Origin of the sequence: uncultured Kriegella sp. (assembly GCF_963975415.1) — a bacterium.
Lineage (GTDB): Bacteria > Bacteroidota > Bacteroidia > Flavobacteriales > Flavobacteriaceae > Kriegella.
This window is the reverse complement of the sequence record NZ_CAXBGN010000008.1, coordinates 64,795-81,589: the sequence shown is the minus strand read 5'-3', so window position 1 is coordinate 81,589 and position 16,795 is coordinate 64,795. Positions and strand designations below refer to the sequence as shown.

The 16,795-nt window shown below is 41.4% G+C and carries 9 protein-coding genes; all 9 read right to left on the bottom strand.

Features of this window, described 5'->3' with window-relative positions; all coding sequences use genetic code 11:
• Nucleotides 1–16: 16 nt before the first annotated feature.
• Complete coding sequence (locus tag AACZ88_RS16875; protein WP_339712647.1) at nt 17–3,364, bottom strand: TonB-dependent receptor; 3,348 nt, start codon at nt 3,362–3,364, stop codon at nt 17–19.
• Between the two features lie 97 nt (nt 3,365–3,461).
• Entirely contained in the window at nt 3,462–4,505 is a 1,044-nt protein-coding gene (locus tag AACZ88_RS16870; RefSeq protein WP_339712644.1) for a FecR domain-containing protein, read from the bottom strand.
• A 266-nt stretch (nt 4,506–4,771) separates the two neighbouring features.
• Complete coding sequence (locus AACZ88_RS16865; RefSeq protein WP_339712641.1) at nt 4,772–5,335, bottom strand: sigma-70 family RNA polymerase sigma factor; 564 nt, start codon at nt 5,333–5,335, stop codon at nt 4,772–4,774.
• A gap of 375 nt (nt 5,336–5,710) precedes the next feature.
• A complete protein-coding gene (locus AACZ88_RS16860; RefSeq protein WP_339712638.1) occupies nt 5,711–7,081 on the bottom strand; it encodes a Gfo/Idh/MocA family oxidoreductase in 1,371 nt (456 codons plus the stop codon).
• Between the two features lie 255 nt (nt 7,082–7,336).
• Nucleotides 7,337–8,851, bottom strand: a complete 1,515-nt coding sequence (locus AACZ88_RS16855; protein ID WP_339712635.1) for a Gfo/Idh/MocA family oxidoreductase — start codon at nt 8,849–8,851, stop codon at nt 7,337–7,339.
• Between the two features lie 412 nt (nt 8,852–9,263).
• Entirely contained in the window at nt 9,264–10,127 is an 864-nt protein-coding gene (locus tag AACZ88_RS16850; protein ID WP_339712632.1) for a sugar phosphate isomerase/epimerase, read from the bottom strand.
• Nucleotides 10,128–10,167: 40 nt separating this feature from the next.
• On the bottom strand, nt 10,168–11,508 hold the full coding sequence (locus AACZ88_RS16845; protein ID WP_339712629.1) for a Gfo/Idh/MocA family oxidoreductase: 1,341 nt from the start codon (nt 11,506–11,508) through the stop codon (nt 10,168–10,170).
• 339 nt (nt 11,509–11,847) lie between these two features.
• Nucleotides 11,848–13,533 carry a RagB/SusD family nutrient uptake outer membrane protein gene (locus AACZ88_RS16840; RefSeq protein WP_339712626.1) on the bottom strand — a complete coding sequence of 562 codons (1,686 nt, stop codon included), beginning with the start codon at nt 13,531–13,533 and terminating at the stop codon, nt 11,848–11,850.
• A gap of 60 nt (nt 13,534–13,593) precedes the next feature.
• Complete coding sequence (locus tag AACZ88_RS16835) at nt 13,594–16,737, bottom strand: TonB-dependent receptor (protein ID WP_339712623.1); 3,144 nt, start codon at nt 16,735–16,737, stop codon at nt 13,594–13,596.
• Nucleotides 16,738–16,795 lie beyond the last annotated feature (58 nt).

Genomic DNA, 16,795 nt, shown 5'->3' with positions numbered 1-16,795 from the left:
TTCTATGTCTTTTCAATTAAAATCTAAATTTCAAACCAATGGCATAAATTTTGGCAGTCGGATAGCTACTTTGGTCGTGACCAAACCGTAATCTATCACCAACATTGCTCGTATCGGTACCTCTTGTATTCGCCTCGGGGTCAATACCCGTGTAGTTTGTGAAGGTGAAGAGATTGGTGCCTGAAACGTACAACTGGGCCATGTCAAATCCTTTTAGACCTATTTCGGATACTGGGAAGTTATAGGCCAATCGCATCGATTTTATACGCAAATAACTGGCATCTTCGATAAAACGTTCAGACACCGTAATTTGAGTGGCACTACTTAGTTTCGGGTATTTGGCATTGGGATCCGGATTTTCTTCTGTCCAATAATTTCCGATGATATCCCTAAATTGATTATTTCCGCGTTGAAATGAATTTAGATGTGTGCCATTCGTCGCGTTGAAAAGCTCATTGCCCTGAACCCCCTCTACAACAACATTAAGTTCAACACCCTTATAGCTAAAGTTAGAGGTGAGACCATATATAAAATCAGGATGATAGCTGCCCAAAATTACGCGGTCAAGCGCATTAATACTACCATCGGGCACTCCATCAGGACCACTGACATCTTGATATTTGATAAATCCATCATCGTCAAGACCATCTTCCAATAGCCCATAAAATGCTCCCAAAGGCTCACCGACTCGGGCAATATTCGCACTTGGCCAAACAGCGCCTTGGTCAGAACCAAAAATATCACTGTCTCCCGCCAGTTCGATAACCTTATTTCTATTTGCGGAAATCTGTGCTGAAGCATCCCATTTGAATTCGTTTCTTAAAATATCGGCATCGACGCTAAACTCGATTCCGCTATTCTGTATTTCACCCAAATTTCTCAGTATCGACCCAAAACCGACCGTTGGTGGAAGAGGAACGGACGCCAGCAAATCTTTGGTGTTCTTTTTATAATAATCAAAAACAAAGCGCAGACGGTCATCAAACAAATTAAGGTCAAAACCGATGTCAAGCTGCCCCGTTGTTTCCCATTTTAAATCACTGTTGGAAATCCCTATGGGATAAAATCCGATAACATCGGTTTGATTTCCATATATATATTTGACTGAATTCAGTCGGTCGAGCGACTGATATGGGTTAAGGGCGGTATTTCCGGTAATACCATAACTGGCCCTTAATTTCAGATTTGTAATCGTGTTGCTATTCTCGAGAAAAGCTTCATCCGATACCCGCCAAGCGATGGCCCCTGACGGAAAATAGCCCCATTTATGATTTGCCCCAAATCGTGATGAGCCATCGGCCCTGATACTAGCGGTCACCATATACTTTCCATCAAAAGCATAGTTTACCCGCGAAAGAAAGGATGCTAGGGTCCAATCTGAATAACCAGAACCGGGATTTCCAACGGTCTCGGCAGCAGCCAAATTAAAGTTCTCGGTAATATTATTGGCAAAACCACTGACACTAATTCCTGAACTGCGGTTCATATTTGTTTGATAGGTGCCTCCCCCAATAACATTCAAACTGTGCCTGTCATTGAATACTTTTGAATATGTCAATACGTTTTCCGTCAAAAATGAATTGGAATAGGAATTACTTTCGGAGGCCGACCCCCTATCATTATCGTATATAATCGGCGCAAAGAATTCGCTACGCGCATTACGGTATTGCAACCCTAATAAGGTTCTAAAAGATAAGTTAGGCGCCAATTGAATATCAAAAGTTGTATTGGCCAAAACGCTATTTGAAAAATCCAGATCTTTTCGAAACGTATTGATTAATGGATTGCGCATATCGGCAGACCCGAAATTATAAACCTGCTCAATTTGGGTTGGTAGCCCGTCTTCGTTATACAACGGCAGGGTCGGTGGCGCAGATGCCGCAGCAGAAAGCATAGAGTTACCACGATTACCATTATCGACAGGAACCGAATTTCGCTCGTTTCTCGATAGCTGCACATTGATGCCCATTTTCAACCAACTCTTTAATTCTTGGTCAAGATTGATTCGGACCGAACCCCGAGTAACTCCCGAATTTTCAATAATTCCCGTCTGATCATATAAATTTCCGGAAATAGAGTATCGACCCTTTTCCGAGCTTCCGGAAAATGTCACTGTATGGTTGTGTACCGGGGCCGTTCGAAATATGGCATCCCACCAATCGGTTCCCGGATTTTGTACTTCACTGGGATTAAAGAACGGGTCCAATCCTTCATTTTTCAACCATTCATTGGCAACAACGGCATATTCTTGGGCATCAAGCAAGTCATAGCGGTTTATCGCTTGTTGCATACCGAAAAAAGTATTTATTTCTACCTTGCTGTCTTGGCCTTTCGTACCCCTTTTTGAGGTAATGATCACAACCCCATTTGCACCTCGGGAACCATAAATTGCGGTAGCGGAAGCATCCTTTAAAATATCAACGGATTCAATATCTGCAGGATTTAGGAAATCTATACCGCCCGTAACCGGAAAACCATCAACAACATACAACGGTTGGTTATCGCCGATCATGGAGTTTCCTCCCCTAATACGAACTTCAATACGGGAGCCGGGGGTACCCGAATTCTGGGAAACCCTGACCCCTGCGGCCCCTACCTTAAGGGCCTGTTCCATATTATAGACGGGAACTGCTTCCAAGGTTTCACTCTTTACCTGTGAAACAGAGCCGGTCAAATCTGATTTTTTCATGGTGCCATAACCTACAACCACAACTTCCTCTAGTCCTGCGGCACTCTCTTCGAGTGTAATCGTAATATCAGATTGATTATTGACAACCACTTCCTTAGTTGCAAATCCGATGTATGAGATTATTAAAGTAGGATTTTCATTCGATGTTTCTATTGTAAATTTTCCATCAAAATCAGCAGTTACCCCATTTGTCGTATTTTTCTCAACAATGTTGGCTCCTGGAAGAGGGGTTCCATCATTGTCGATTACCATTCCGCTGATTTCGAATTGTGGAAGCGAAATGGTCTTCGCATTTATAGGAACTTCTTTTTTCCTTTTAATAGCAATTTGTCTGTCTAAGATGGCATAATCCAAGTCTGTATTATTGAATGCCATGTCCAAAATTTGCGGAATGGTCATCTTCTTGGCATCAATACTCACGCTTTTTCCGTACTGCACAATATTCTCCTCATAAAAAACAATAAAATCGCTTTTAGCTTCTATCGTTTTAAATAAATCTTTGAATGTACCATTCGCTAAGTGTATATCGATTTTGGTCTGTGCATTGGTTAGGTTTGCATACAAACTTGTTAAACCGATACATAAAAGTAATGTGATGACTCTCATGCTAAATAACAGTAGTTTGTTTACTCCATTTAAGATATCTAAATGGCAGGAGTTAGCCTTTTTATTCATAATTTTGATTTTTTGGTTAATATTACTTTTCGAGGTAGTGTTAATACCGCCAGAAGATCTTCGCCCATCTTCTGGCTTTTTCATTTCATAAGGGAATTCATTTCATTGGCACTTCGTTTGTTTGGTTGATTAGAATTTGGTTATTTTCTTTGTGGTAGTTAAAACTGGCGGTCTCTTTTAAGATGTTCAAAGTGTGTTCGATATCTTCATTTATATCTAAGGAGCCCGAAAATTTACGTTGTTCCAATTTCTCGTTTTCAATCGTGATTTGCATGTTGTAATGACGGGCTATTTTTTTAACGATATTGCGTAGTTCACAATTGTTAAAAATAAAACTGCCCTTTCGCCATGACATGTATTGTTCAATATCTGTCTTTATCAGTTTCAGCTGTTTTTCCGATTTTCTGTAGGTGGTTAGCGTACCCGGCAACATTTTGACAACTTGGTTCTCAAGTCCGGGAGTTCTAGGGAAATCTATTTCTACACGCCCGCTTTCCAATGCGGTACTGGTAAAACCGTCATCAGCATAACTACTTACGTTAAAAACGGTGCCCAAAACTTTGACCTGATAATCTTCCGTTACCACATAGAAGGGATTATCGGCATCATGTGTTACTTCAAAAATAGCCTCCCCGAGCAAAAATACTTCCCGTCTTTTTTCTGAGAATTTGGCAGGATAGGTAAACTTGGTTCCGGCATTGAGCCAAACTTTGCTGCCATCGGAAAGAACAATCTGTGACCGCTTACCATACGGCACTAAAATGGTATTATACACTGGCTCTTTATTCCCCGGATCTTGTTGCTTGATGTTTTCGGAATTATTGATCTGAACATTTTGGCCATTGGAGGAATATGCAATATCGACACTGTTTTCATTTATTCTCACCTCACGGTCATTGGAAAGAACCAATTTAACATTTGATTCGCCATTCATATCTGCTTCTACGGAAGCAGCATGTCTCATGATCGATAAACCTGTATCGTCAACATCATTCTGAATCCACCAAATGAACGACCCCACAGTCAATAAAACCATTATTGACGCCGCCATTAAGGTATTTCGTAAGAAACCCTTTCTTCTGTACTGATGAGCGGAATCAACGATACGTTGGTTTAACTCGAACTTCTTTTTCGGATCCAAAGGATTCTATTTTTGCTATATTGTTTTAAGCACTTTGAAAAACTGCAAATAACACTTGGGTCTTTATATAAGAAGTAAAAAGAAGAAACATAGACAGAAAAAAACCATTTTTTTTATCAAAAGAAATAACTATCACAGGAAAAAAATCATATCTCATTTATTTACAGGGATTTGATCATAAATCTAAATCCATTGTTTTTTCAGGAAATGAAAGAGAAATAAATGTTATTTACTTCTTCTAAAATAACTAGAAAATACGTGGGGGGCTATTCGTACCTCAGATCTTGTCTTAAACGTTTTAGGGAGCGATATATATTGGTGCGGGCACTTTCTATGGAAATATTCATTTCTACTGCAATCTCTTCATACGATTTGTCTTGGTTGAATCGCATTACAATCATGGCCCTTTGTTTGTTGGTCAAGGCCTTCAGTGCTCCAAAAAGACTTGATTTCAAATCAACCTCGTGCTCTGATTGAATGATTTGTTCCTCAATGGTGTTTTGAAGGTCTTTATAGTATTTTCCGGAAAGGTCTTCTTCGGGGGATATCAATACCAAATTGTTGCGATGCTGGCCAACTATTTTTCTCTTAAGCGATTTTAGTAGGTAATACTTGATGTTTACCGAGTTACACAGTTTTTTTCTGTATTTGTACAAATCTAAGAAAAGGTCGTGAATACAGTCCATCACAATAGTATCATCTGTAGTCAGTTTTGTTCCATAATCGTATAATAAATCTGCGTGTATGTGGTACAATTCACTAAGTGCATCAATATTGCCCCGTTTTATACGGGACCACAATATGGACTCATTTTCGGTAAGTGAATTCATTTTAAAAATATTATCCAGCGTTACGGTTACCTATAGCGTAAAGAGAAATCACAATTCATAATGACCAGAATATTAGTGATTTTTTAGTTAAATTAACAAAACTTATGAATGAAAATTAAAAAATCACCAATTTAGAACTATTTATACTATGGTTGTGACAATTTCTTGTTTTATTAAGTATCTTAAAATAGCATGGAACGTTGTCCTCTTCATGTCAATATAAAAGGGAACAAATATTTATTACTTGTACCCCTTTGTCTTCTTAATAACAGTTACTCGTGCACTAAAGGAATTTAATTTCGTCTTTCGATTTTTTAATATAGGCACACACCCTAAGCAACAAAACTTGCCCTAGTCTTCGATACCTTGAAGTGATTAAAACCCAGCAACCTTCCACCCCTTTCGATACTCACGGTGAAGGTATTTATTGGCCCTTCGATCCGAGAACCGCATCTTCACCGCATCCCATTCAAGCAAGGTATCGGGCAAACGTATGGCTACCGTACCCAAAAGTATAGCTTCTGTCATGGGGCCCGACTGGGCGAAATGTGATTCTGTTTTTTCTCCGCCCAAACAAGCATCCACAAAATGGTGATAATGATTAGGGTCGTCGAGCTCTGGAGCTTTGTAATCTATGTATTTTTTCTCCGGTAATAGTACGGGCATGTCGGTATGCGGTATAAGTAGTGCCCCTTCGGTTCCGATGAGCATGGCAGATTCGGCAGGATATGGCTTGCCAGAATACAGAGCTTGTATTTCCCATGGGGGATAAAATTCGCCGTCATACCATTCTACTGGTAGAACATCCGATTCCGTAAGCTCATTCCCAGAGAACATCCAGGTAATATGATCTCCTTGAGGCCAGGTGTCGGAGTTACGTTCCGAAGATTCTCTCCAAGATTTTTGAACCTTGGCGGATACAGACATAGGTGCTTTTAACCCCAGACCTTTCCATACCGCATCGAATATATGGCACCCGATATCTCCAGACCATCCGGTGCCAAAATCTTGCCAGGCCCGCCAAATGGCCGGATGATAAATATCAGCAGCATAGGGACGCATCGGTGCGGTGCCTATCCAAAGATCCCAATTCAAATGTGAAGGAACCTCTTCACCCTGAGCAGGCCGTGGACCAGGAAGTCGGTACCGCTCTATCGCTGCCGGGCGGTTCGAGCAGAGGTAAACATGCTTGACCTTGCCAATAGCTCCTTCTTTGATCCATTGCACTGCCAATCGATCCCCTTTGCCAGAGGCATGTTGTGTACCAAGTTGCGTTACCACCCCAGCTTTTATTGAGGCTTCGGTGAGCTTTCGTACTTCCGCCACATCGTGGCACATCGGCTTTTGACAATACACATGCTTTCCATTTTGAATGGCCCGATAAGCAATGGCAAAGTGATTGTGATCTGGCACTGTTATGTTGACCGAGTCAATTAAGTCGTGTTCTTTTTCAAGAAGTTCGCGCCAATCGGTATATGTTCGCGCATTTGGTAAAAGCTCTGAAGCCCTTTGCAAGTTTTTAGCATCAACATCACAAAGTGCTACAATTTCTACACCTTGATGTTCTTTAAAGTTTTGAAGGTCGTGCCAACCCATTCCCCCAACACCAATACATGCATGTTTCAATTTGTTCTTTGGGGATGCAAGGCCCACAGCAGAATTCATTATAAATGGAGTAGCTACGGCCGCTGCCGAAATTGAACCCAAAAATTTACGTCGCGTTACCAGTTTATTACTTTTTGCCATTTTCTAAGAAATTGTATGAAGCTAATAATTTATTGCATGAACCCATGATTATTACATTGGGATATACGTCTGCCCTAAAGAGAAATCAATGAACTCATGTTTCGTCAATTATTCCGGTTTACCCTATACATATATTTATTCGATTTGAAAGGAATTTAGCCATTTCCCAGAATTTATGATGGGCTAATACCAACACGGCAGAAACGGAGTGTCAAACCTGTTTCTGCCGTATGCTTTGATATTATAAAGAGGATACTACGCCGGCATATCGGGTAATTTCCAACCTTCGCGATAGGTATGTTTGACCAATTCAGCGGCAAATTCACTCGCTGAAAACGGTTCGGTCCAATCTTTTTCAAATTTCGGCCGACCATCGCGCATTACGAAGTTGTCCCGAATAACAGTTTTTATAGTTTCATCGTCCCCAATATTGGTAAATCGCATGTTCTCGCCATCCCATTTGAGAATTTTATTCAATGATTGAAGACGTACCGCCAGCACTCCCATCACAACCATTTCGTTGAAAGGACCTGCTTCTGAAAAATCTGAGGTACAAGGTTTTCGATTCTCAGGATTCTCTTTACAAGCTCGAACCCAATCCATCTCATGTGCTCCTTTATTCCATGCAAGGCCTAATTCCTCTTCTACCCTGCGCTCGGTTTGTGCCACTTTCGGCAATTCTCTACCAATGATTTCGGGTTCAATTCCATAGCAACCAGCGTGCAACACCCCTTTGGTACCATAAAAGAAGGTACCTCCGCCCGATTTATTCGGGTCTTTACCTGCAGGCCATCCTTTTGGTAAATCAGGTTTAATGCCACCATCGTACCATGAAACTTCTACTTCCGGTAATTTGATCTTCCCGATTTTTCCACGTTTAGGAAAGGTCAACTGTACCGATTGAGCTGTCGGTGCGGAATCTTTGAGCAATAATGAAGAACTACCCTGAACTTCGGTGGGATAGCCTAGCTTCAACGCTTCGAATACCGGATGCAGTATATGACAGGCCATATCGCCCAACGCTCCTGTTCCATAATTCCACCAGCCACGCCAGTTCCAAGGGTGGTATACTTGATTATAGGGAATCAATTCGGCCGGTCCTGTAAATAAATCCCAATCGAGCGTATCGGGCACCCACTGACCTTGTGCGGGCGGGTTTTGCCCTTGTGGCCATATTGGCCTATTGGTGAAAGATTCGACCCTTGTAATTTCTCCGATGGCCCCGCTCCATATTAATTCACACGTTTCGGCAACCCCGGCTCCTGAAGCTCCTTGGTTCCCCATTTGTGTGGCCACCTTATGCTTTTCGGCCAATTTGGTAAGTAATCGCGATTCATAAACCGAATGTGTTAGTGGTTTTTGTACATACACATGTTTTCCCCGAACCATAGCATCTGCAGCAACAATGGCGTGGGTATGATCGGCGGTAGCCACCATCACGGCATCAAAATCATTGCCCATTTCATCATACATGACCCGGAAATCTTTGTACTTTTTCGCATTAGGAAAATGGTCGAAACAGTTTTTTGCATATTTCCAATCTACATCACAGAGTCCCACTATATTTTCACTCTGTAGGTTTCTAAGATTTCCAAAACCCATACTACCCACTCCAACACCAACAATATTCAATTTATCGCTTGGGGCCTTGTGCCCCAACCCCGAGATTACATTGCTTGGGAGAATGGTTATTCCTACGGCGGCAGTTCCCGTTTTTTCAATAAAAGATCTTCTTGAAATTTGATGGGTTGCCAAATGCTTTTTTTTCATGCGTTGACTTTTTGTTATTTATTATTTGTATTTCGGTTTGCTGTTTGAAGGATGTTTTTTGAAAACAAAATGGGCGAGAGGTGTTTCAATTTAATTCTTTTACCGTATAAAACTTTAAAGGCTTTTTTAAAGCCTTAATTATTGCCGACCAGTAGTGCATTTAAAATTACAAAAATGAGCCAAACCCCTGCCCTCTTTTTAAAAAATTCTTAAAAAATACATCATTTTCCCCTTTTAACATTGCCAAAAAAACAATGGGAATAGCATTAAAATACTATTCCCACTGCGACTAAAAAATTTAGCAACTCAATTATATAGCCTGTATTGTGTGTTTCTACATATGATCAATCGTTGTCAATCAAACTTTAAATTTCATACCACAGAAGTTTCAAAAAAATAAAAGGAAACAAAATTACTCCCTCAAGCCTTTTAAATAGGCCATAGTCTGAGGAACTTGAACACTTTTTAATTTGCTCTCATCTTCAATGTAATAATGTTTAACACCTGCCTCTTTGGCTGCCTTTAAAACCTCCGGGATATTGATTTGCCCTGTGCCTAGAGGAACGTCATTCTCAGGAGAGGTCTTACCGGTAAGATCACCTTCGACCCCCTTTTTCAAATCTTTTAAGTGCATTAATTTAAAACGGGAATCATATTTACGAAGCAGTTCAGCGGGATCTGCTCCCGGAAAAAATGTCCACAAAATATCCATTTCAAAAGACACGTACTCGGGGTTCGTACGCTGCATCAAATAATCGAACAAAGTACCATCTTTGTAGGATACGAATTCATATCCGTGATTGTGATAGCAAAAGGTAATGCCATATTTCTTTTTTAGCGTCTTCCCTGCTTTATTAAAATCCTTGGCGGCTTTCTTTGCATCGTCGATTGTGAATTTCCCCTCATGGGGAATCCAAGCTATACGTACAAAAGAAGCCCCGAGAATTTTAGCATTTAGACCTACCTCATCCGTTTTGTTGACGAGTGCATCATAACTTACACCGTAAGAGGAACATTTTATTCCTCTATCATCGAGCATATCGCGCAACGCATTGGGAGAGGCACCGAACAAATTGGAAAATTCCATATCAGTAATACCCAATGATTTGATCGTATCTAATGTGGCGGCAACGTTTTTTTCAAAACTCTTTCGATGTGTGTAAGACACTAACCCGGGTGTTTCAGGAAAAAGTGGTTTTCCCGATTGTCCCAACAAATCGCCGGTTCCAATAAAAAAAACCAAACCAAGGCTTACTAGATAAAGAATGCTTTTCATACCTGAAAATTAAATAATTCGTTGATTGATTTAAAATCCCTTACAACTTAGGCTCCCAACCATTTTCATAGTCACGGCTCCATAACTTCATAGCATCGCGATCGAACATGCGTCCGGTTTTTTCATCAATATCAAAACCTTTTCCAATACGATAGGCAATGTTGGAATAATGTACCATGGCCATAGTGATGCTACCATCAGAAATCGGTCCGTTCGGCTTTGCCTTACCACGAATGGTATCAAAGAAATTCATTACGTGTGCCGTTGACATATCGCCACCACCGCCCAGGGCAGTTCCAGCTTCATTTGAAGTAGACTGGCTATCCTTTACCAATTTTCCACTGCGATCAAAAAGCTTGTACTCATTTCGATTTACAAAAACCGAACCTTCACTCCCATAAATTACGGTTCCCCTCCCGGAACCATAGGTGTTGTATCCGTTTCTACTTTTTCCATCCCATTGGATAATTTTATTCCCCGCGAATTTGAAAGTGGCTTCCATGGTGTCATACATTTCCCAACCATCTTCTAAAAAATGTCGTTTTTCGGCCTCAACCTCGGCATGTTGCGGAAAATCTACCTGAAGCGCCCATCGCGCCACATCAAGTTCATGGGTACCATTATTACCTGATTCTGCCGTACCATAATCCCATCCATACCAATGCCAGTTATAATCCCATGTCTCCTCGGTATAATCACGACGTGGGGCAGGACCTTGAAAAAGCTCCCAATCTAGACCTTGGGGTACTGCCGTTTTTTTCTGGTGTGGTACCTCTCCCCTAGCACTTGAATAAAAGGCGACCGCTTTATAAGGTGTACCAATCACCCCATTGTGAATTTCATTAATTATTTCAATTGTGTGTGTTGAAGAACGCTGCTGAGCACCCATCTGTACAACTTTATCGTACTTTTCGGCTGCTGCCACCAACATTTCATTTTCATGCATGTTATGGCTTGCCGGCTTTTCGACATATACATGCTTGCCCTCTTTTACGGCCATAATCGTTCCTGGCGCGTGCCAGTGGTCTGGCGTGGCATTAATAAGCACATCAACCTTTGGATCGGCGATTACATTGCGAATATCATTCTCCAATTTTGGCTTGTAATTAATATGCTTGGAAAACTTTTCCAAGCCAGCTGTACGCTGTTTTTCCATTACATCGCACAAGTACAACAATTGAACATTGGCCTCCTTTTTAGCGATCGGGTCATAATAGGCCCCTAGTCTACGGCCCAGACCCGCTATGGCTATGTTGAGCCTATCGTTCGACCCAATTATACGTCTATAGCTACTCGCAGGCATAGCCATTGCCGTATTGCCAACTGCAACCGCTGTACTACCTAAGACCGTTTTTGTAATAAAATTTCTTCTTGTCGTCATTGTACTCTAAATTAAAATTATTCAACTATTGTGTTCTTTTAAACTACGCGACCTGTATCGGTACACCGGAAAAAGATATAACCTTTTTCCGATTTATTAAAGGCAGGGTTGATTTATGTACCTTAATTATTGTCTAAAGCAACCCTACTACAATTATTCCTTGCCCCCGTCATGAACCCTGAGGCAGGGTCAAACAAAGAATTTCTTGAAACCGAAATTCTCTATTTTACCCCACACAAATTCCGTAAAAAATAGAATCTGACCTCTCTAGGGGGAGGTAAATGGGAAACCCCGGGGCAGAGCCCCGAGGAATTTTAGATTTAATTATTATAGTTTGAACTAGTACCCCGGATTCTGTTCAAATGGTGCATCAATGTTCAAGTCAATCTGATTTTGGGGAATAGGGAACAACACATTATGATCTTGAATGTTACAAGCAGGATAAATGGGGTTGTTGTTGTACAACCGTACCCGTTCCAATAATTTGCCCATTCTTCTTAAGGTGATGTGCCTGAATTCTTCACCATACAGTTCGCGTGCCCGTTCATCCAGTATATAGTCCAAATCTACATCGGCGGCATCGACAGGAGTAGCATTGGCCCTATTTCGAATAGCATTGATATCAGCTGCGGCAAGGGTGGTGTTCCCAAGACCGACGTAGGCTTCCGCTCGAATCAAATATGTTTCCCCCAAGCGAAGGGCGTAGACATCTTTATGGTTGAACCCTCCACCGGAGCGGCCGGGATCTGTGAAATGGTTCAGCGGATCGGCATGCTTCATAAAGTAAGGGTAAATATACTGACAAGTATCCCTGATACCGTCTCTTGTTCCTTCGGGGTACAGACTGAAATCTATCTCTTGTTTGTCAAAGGCGGATTCAGGGTTGTCGAAATAGAATTTCCTTTTGATATTGTGTTTCGCATTTCTGATATCATTGTCCCAGTCGCTTTTCCAAATATCATAGGCCGTATAATTTGTTGGTCGGACCCAAGCAACAGGTCTACTCAAGGTATCTTGGTAACCGGTATAACTACCATTAACCAATTCTCCCCTAAAGGCCTGAAATCCGTCGGGGGTATTACCCATTCTAAAATAAGCCGGACCCCACGCTCTTTCCCCAGGGAAACTGGATCCCCCGGCAATGAGCGGTTCGATTTGAATAACCCACAGTGCCTCTGTATTGGCCTCCAACGAATGGTTCCCGTAGGCGAATAAATCTAGAAAAACATCACCACTACCAAAGGCTTCGATCGTAGATCCGAAACGTTCGGTCATCAAAGCATAAGGACCGTCAATAACTTCGGAAGCGGCATCTACGGCCAATTGGAACTTGGACTGGGCCAAATACACCTCACTTAAAACATGTAATGCGGCACCTTTTGTAATTCTACCCGGGTTCTCCTCTTCGCCACGACCCGGTAAATTTTCCGCGCCAAAAATCAAATCTTCTTCTACCTGCGCATAAATATCTGCAATGGGATCTCTGGAAAAATCGGTTTTCACAGAGCTAATAGCTTCAGTTACCAAGGGAACCTCACCGTAAAGTGGAACGAGAAAACGGTAAGTCCAAGCCCTGAAGAAAAGTGCCTCGGCCAAAAATCTATTTTTTTCACTTGCGTCCGACCAAATGTCATCATCGGATTTGTTTATCGCATCTATCAAAATATTGGCTTGTTGAATAATCTTGTAGCTTGATTCCCAATAATAGGTAAATTGGCCATTGGTCGAAGTCATCTCAGCTTCATAATTGACCAATCTATTGTTCCCTCCGGGATTCTCTCCATGAAAAGCCACATCGGTACCAACATTCCCCATCATAATTACAAATGCATCTTGATTGGCCGAACCATACCACGTTGTTCGGGCTGTGGCGTGCAAACCGGTTATTCCTTGCCGGATGCCATCGACCGTTTCGAATGAATTTTCAGGAGCAAGAAAATCAAGGGGTCGCTCATCAAGAATATCGCTATTGCACGAGCTTATTATCGCTATCAGCACTACTACTCCCAGTAGTACAAACTTCATTTTGAATATATTCATGTTACTCATAATTTCTATTTTTTTACTTAAACAAGATTCATAGGTCTAAAAAGTAAGATTCAAACCAATGGTTACATTGCGCATTAAGGGCAGACCATCGTTATTGTCAGAGTCGTCTCCGGGGTCGTACGCAGCTGTTTCAGGATCCCATCCTGACCAATTTGTCCAAGTATAAAGATTCTTACCCGATAGTTGGACTTGGAAATTGTCTATGCCAAGTTTGTCGATAAGATTCGATTCGAATCGATAGGCCAACGTTATATCCTGTAAACGAACAAAGCTTCTACTTTCATAAATGCCTGAATGTTGCACCGGGGTATTATAAACCCCTGTAGCATTGGTAACGCCATTATCGGGTGTCCAATATGGTCGCACAGCAGATGCATTTATGCGATATACATCGTCTGCGTTCGCACTAACATTTACAACCTGATAATTGTTTCTAAGATAATAATCATTACCACCTTGTATCGAGTTCAATAAAAAGGAAAGTGAAAGATTTTTATACGCTAAGGTGTTGTTGATACTGAACCGATAATTAGGGTCTTCATTACCTATAATGGTTCGGTCGGCATTTGGTTCTATTACGCCATCATTATTTTGGTCAACGTATCGATATTGACCCGGATACCAATTATCTAGAATATTCCCACTGTACAGTTCTTCTTCCGTCCAAACGCCACCTGCCATTTCATAGTCGTAGATTGCATTGATAGATTCCCCGACAAACCATCCGTTTCCAAGGTCACTATCGTTATCGCCGCCATAGAGTTTGGTAATTTTATTTCTGTTCAATGAAAACACAAAATCGGAACTCCACCTGAAGCTATCCCCTTCTACATTTATAGTGGACAACTGAAACTCGATACCCTTATTCTCAATGGCCCCGATGTTTTCCCACAAATTGCCATAACCACTGGCTGGTGGCAATGCCCTATTTACAAGAACATCTGTAGTTTCTGCTTTATAGGCGTCAATAGACCCATTGATCTTGCGGTTGAAGAAACCGAAATCGAGGCCCAAATTGAACGAGGATGTTGTCTCCCACCCAAGATTGGCGTTGCCAAGAACTGATGGTGTTATTCCGATTACGGTTGACGACCCATACACATAAGGTGTAGTTTGCATTCTAGAAAAACTGGAATATCGGCCTATTCCTTGATTTCCATTTTTCCCATAGGAAGCCCTCAGTTTTAAAAATACACTTTCTGCATTATCCATAAAACCTTCATCACTGACCACCCAACCCAACGATAGCGAAGGAAAAGTAGCGTATTTGTTATCGGACGCAAAGCCAGAAAAACCATCCTTTCGCACCGTAGCCGTCAACATATAGCGATTTTTAAACGAGTAAAAAGCACGGGCCATGTACGACATACTATCCTCTTCCCAAGCATCAGAGTTCAATGTAAATATAGTACCCAACTCTAAGCTATTGTACCCAAGAATGGAGTTATCAAACCCTTCACTGGTCATATTCGAACTATTGGCCTGCCGGTGTTCCCTACTATATAATAACGTACCATTGACATTATGGTCGCCGAAAGTTCGGTCATAAGAAACGATATTGTTCACGATCCAATCACGTTCTTCAAAAGGATTTTTAATGGCCCGGCCGTTATTTACAGAACCTTCCGGTGTCTTCACAGGGAAAAATGTATTCTTGTTACGTGTGGAAAAAGTATTGGAATAATTAAGTTCATAGGTGAGTCCCTCGACCCATGGCACTGTAACTTTTGCCCTTCCTACAATAAATAGATTATTGCCGATGTCGCTATTGTCTACATATAAATTATTATGTGGAAATGGCATATACGCTTCGCCGGTGAGATAAATATCATAATCAGGCGAGCCGATTTTATTGTTTGCCCATGGACTTGCACGTCGCGCATCCCAAAGATTAACTTCAACACCCGAATAATCACGGTACGAATAAGCGGTATTTAACCCAAAGGTCAGCCAATCGGTAATCTTACTTTCTACATTTGAACGCAGGGTAAACCTCTTAAAATTATCATTCAAAAGAATACCCTCCTCATTGGTATATGACCCTGATATAAAATAATTACTGCGCTCCGTTTGTTGTGAAACGCTCAAACTATAATTACTGATTGCGGCAAACCGGGTAACGGCGTCTACCCAGTCTGTTTCATTACCTGCAAGGTAATTCGTTCGTTCCTCTTCCGTTCTTAACCTTGCCGCCGTAAGTTCGCGGTTCGAAGCATCTGGACGAACCGGTTTGCCCGCATCACTCGTGGGGTTGGTATAGTACCAGTTGTACAAATCTTGTTGATAATAATAATCAACCAATCGGTTAGCATACTCTTCACCGTTCATGACCCGCATCGGGTTATTCGTCATATTCTGAAAGCCACTGTACATATTGAATGAAATCACTGGTTTTTCAGATTTCCCTTTTTTTGTACTTATAATTACCACCCCATTGGCCGATCGTGACCCATAGACCGCCGCTGCACTGGCATCTTTAAGTATATCAATCGATTCTACATCATTGGTATTGATATCGGTTATTGAGCCGTTGTAAATTATACCATCGAGAACAATTAATGGACTATCGCTAGCAGACAAAGAAGTTCTTCCACGTATAGAAAAATCGGCTTCGCCCCCAGCCACACTCGCATTTTGAATATTCACCCCTGCCGCAGCACCCGATAGGGCCTGTAGTATGTTGGTGTTACCTAAATTTTCCTTGTCCTCCAAAGAAACTCTAACAACAGATCCCGTAAGGTCACTCTTCTTTTGTGTTCCATAACCTACAACGATGACCTCATCGAGTTGTGCAGAATCTTCCATAAGGGCAATTTGCAGGTTGGTTTGACCATTAACAGATACTTCTTTGGCAGCATACCCGATATATGACACAATTAAAGTAGCATTGGCCTCAGCTAGTTCGATGGAGAAATTACCATCAAAATCGGCAGTTACCCCATTGGTGGTGCCTTTTTCAACAATATTGGCACCGGGTAGTACCATACCACTTTCGTCGGTGACCGTACCATTAACCACAGCTTGTACCATCCGCTCCGACTTAAACTTTTCTACAGTTGATCCAGGACTTGCAACGACGAGTTGCGCTCCCAAATAAATCAACATTGCTAAGAACCTTACACTAAGTAAACTTACATTGCTGTAAGGTTTTAAAAGATTTGATGTAAACCTTTGTTTCATAATATATAGTTGTTTAATTGTTAAAAAGAAGTGAATATAATATATAAATGTGAAGAAA

Coding starts and splice junctions, on each gene's coding strand:
- AACZ88_RS16855 (WP_339712635.1), bottom strand. CDS start 8,851: ATGAAAAAAAAGCATTTGGCAACCCATCAAATTTCAAGAAGATCTTTT.
- AACZ88_RS16845 (WP_339712629.1), bottom strand. CDS start 11,508: ATGACGACAAGAAGAAATTTTATTACAAAAACGGTCTTAGGTAGTACA.
- AACZ88_RS16840 (WP_339712626.1), bottom strand. CDS start 13,533: ATGAAGTTTGTACTACTGGGAGTAGTAGTGCTGATAGCGATAATAAGC.
- AACZ88_RS16850 (WP_339712632.1), bottom strand. CDS start 10,127: ATGAAAAGCATTCTTTATCTAGTAAGCCTTGGTTTGGTTTTTTTTATT.
- AACZ88_RS16865 (WP_339712641.1), bottom strand. CDS start 5,335: ATGAATTCACTTACCGAAAATGAGTCCATATTGTGGTCCCGTATAAAA.
- AACZ88_RS16860 (WP_339712638.1), bottom strand. CDS start 7,081: ATGGCAAAAAGTAATAAACTGGTAACGCGACGTAAATTTTTGGGTTCA.
- AACZ88_RS16875 (WP_339712647.1), bottom strand. CDS start 3,364: ATGAATAAAAAGGCTAACTCCTGCCATTTAGATATCTTAAATGGAGTA.
- AACZ88_RS16835 (WP_339712623.1), bottom strand. CDS start 16,737: ATGAAACAAAGGTTTACATCAAATCTTTTAAAACCTTACAGCAATGTA.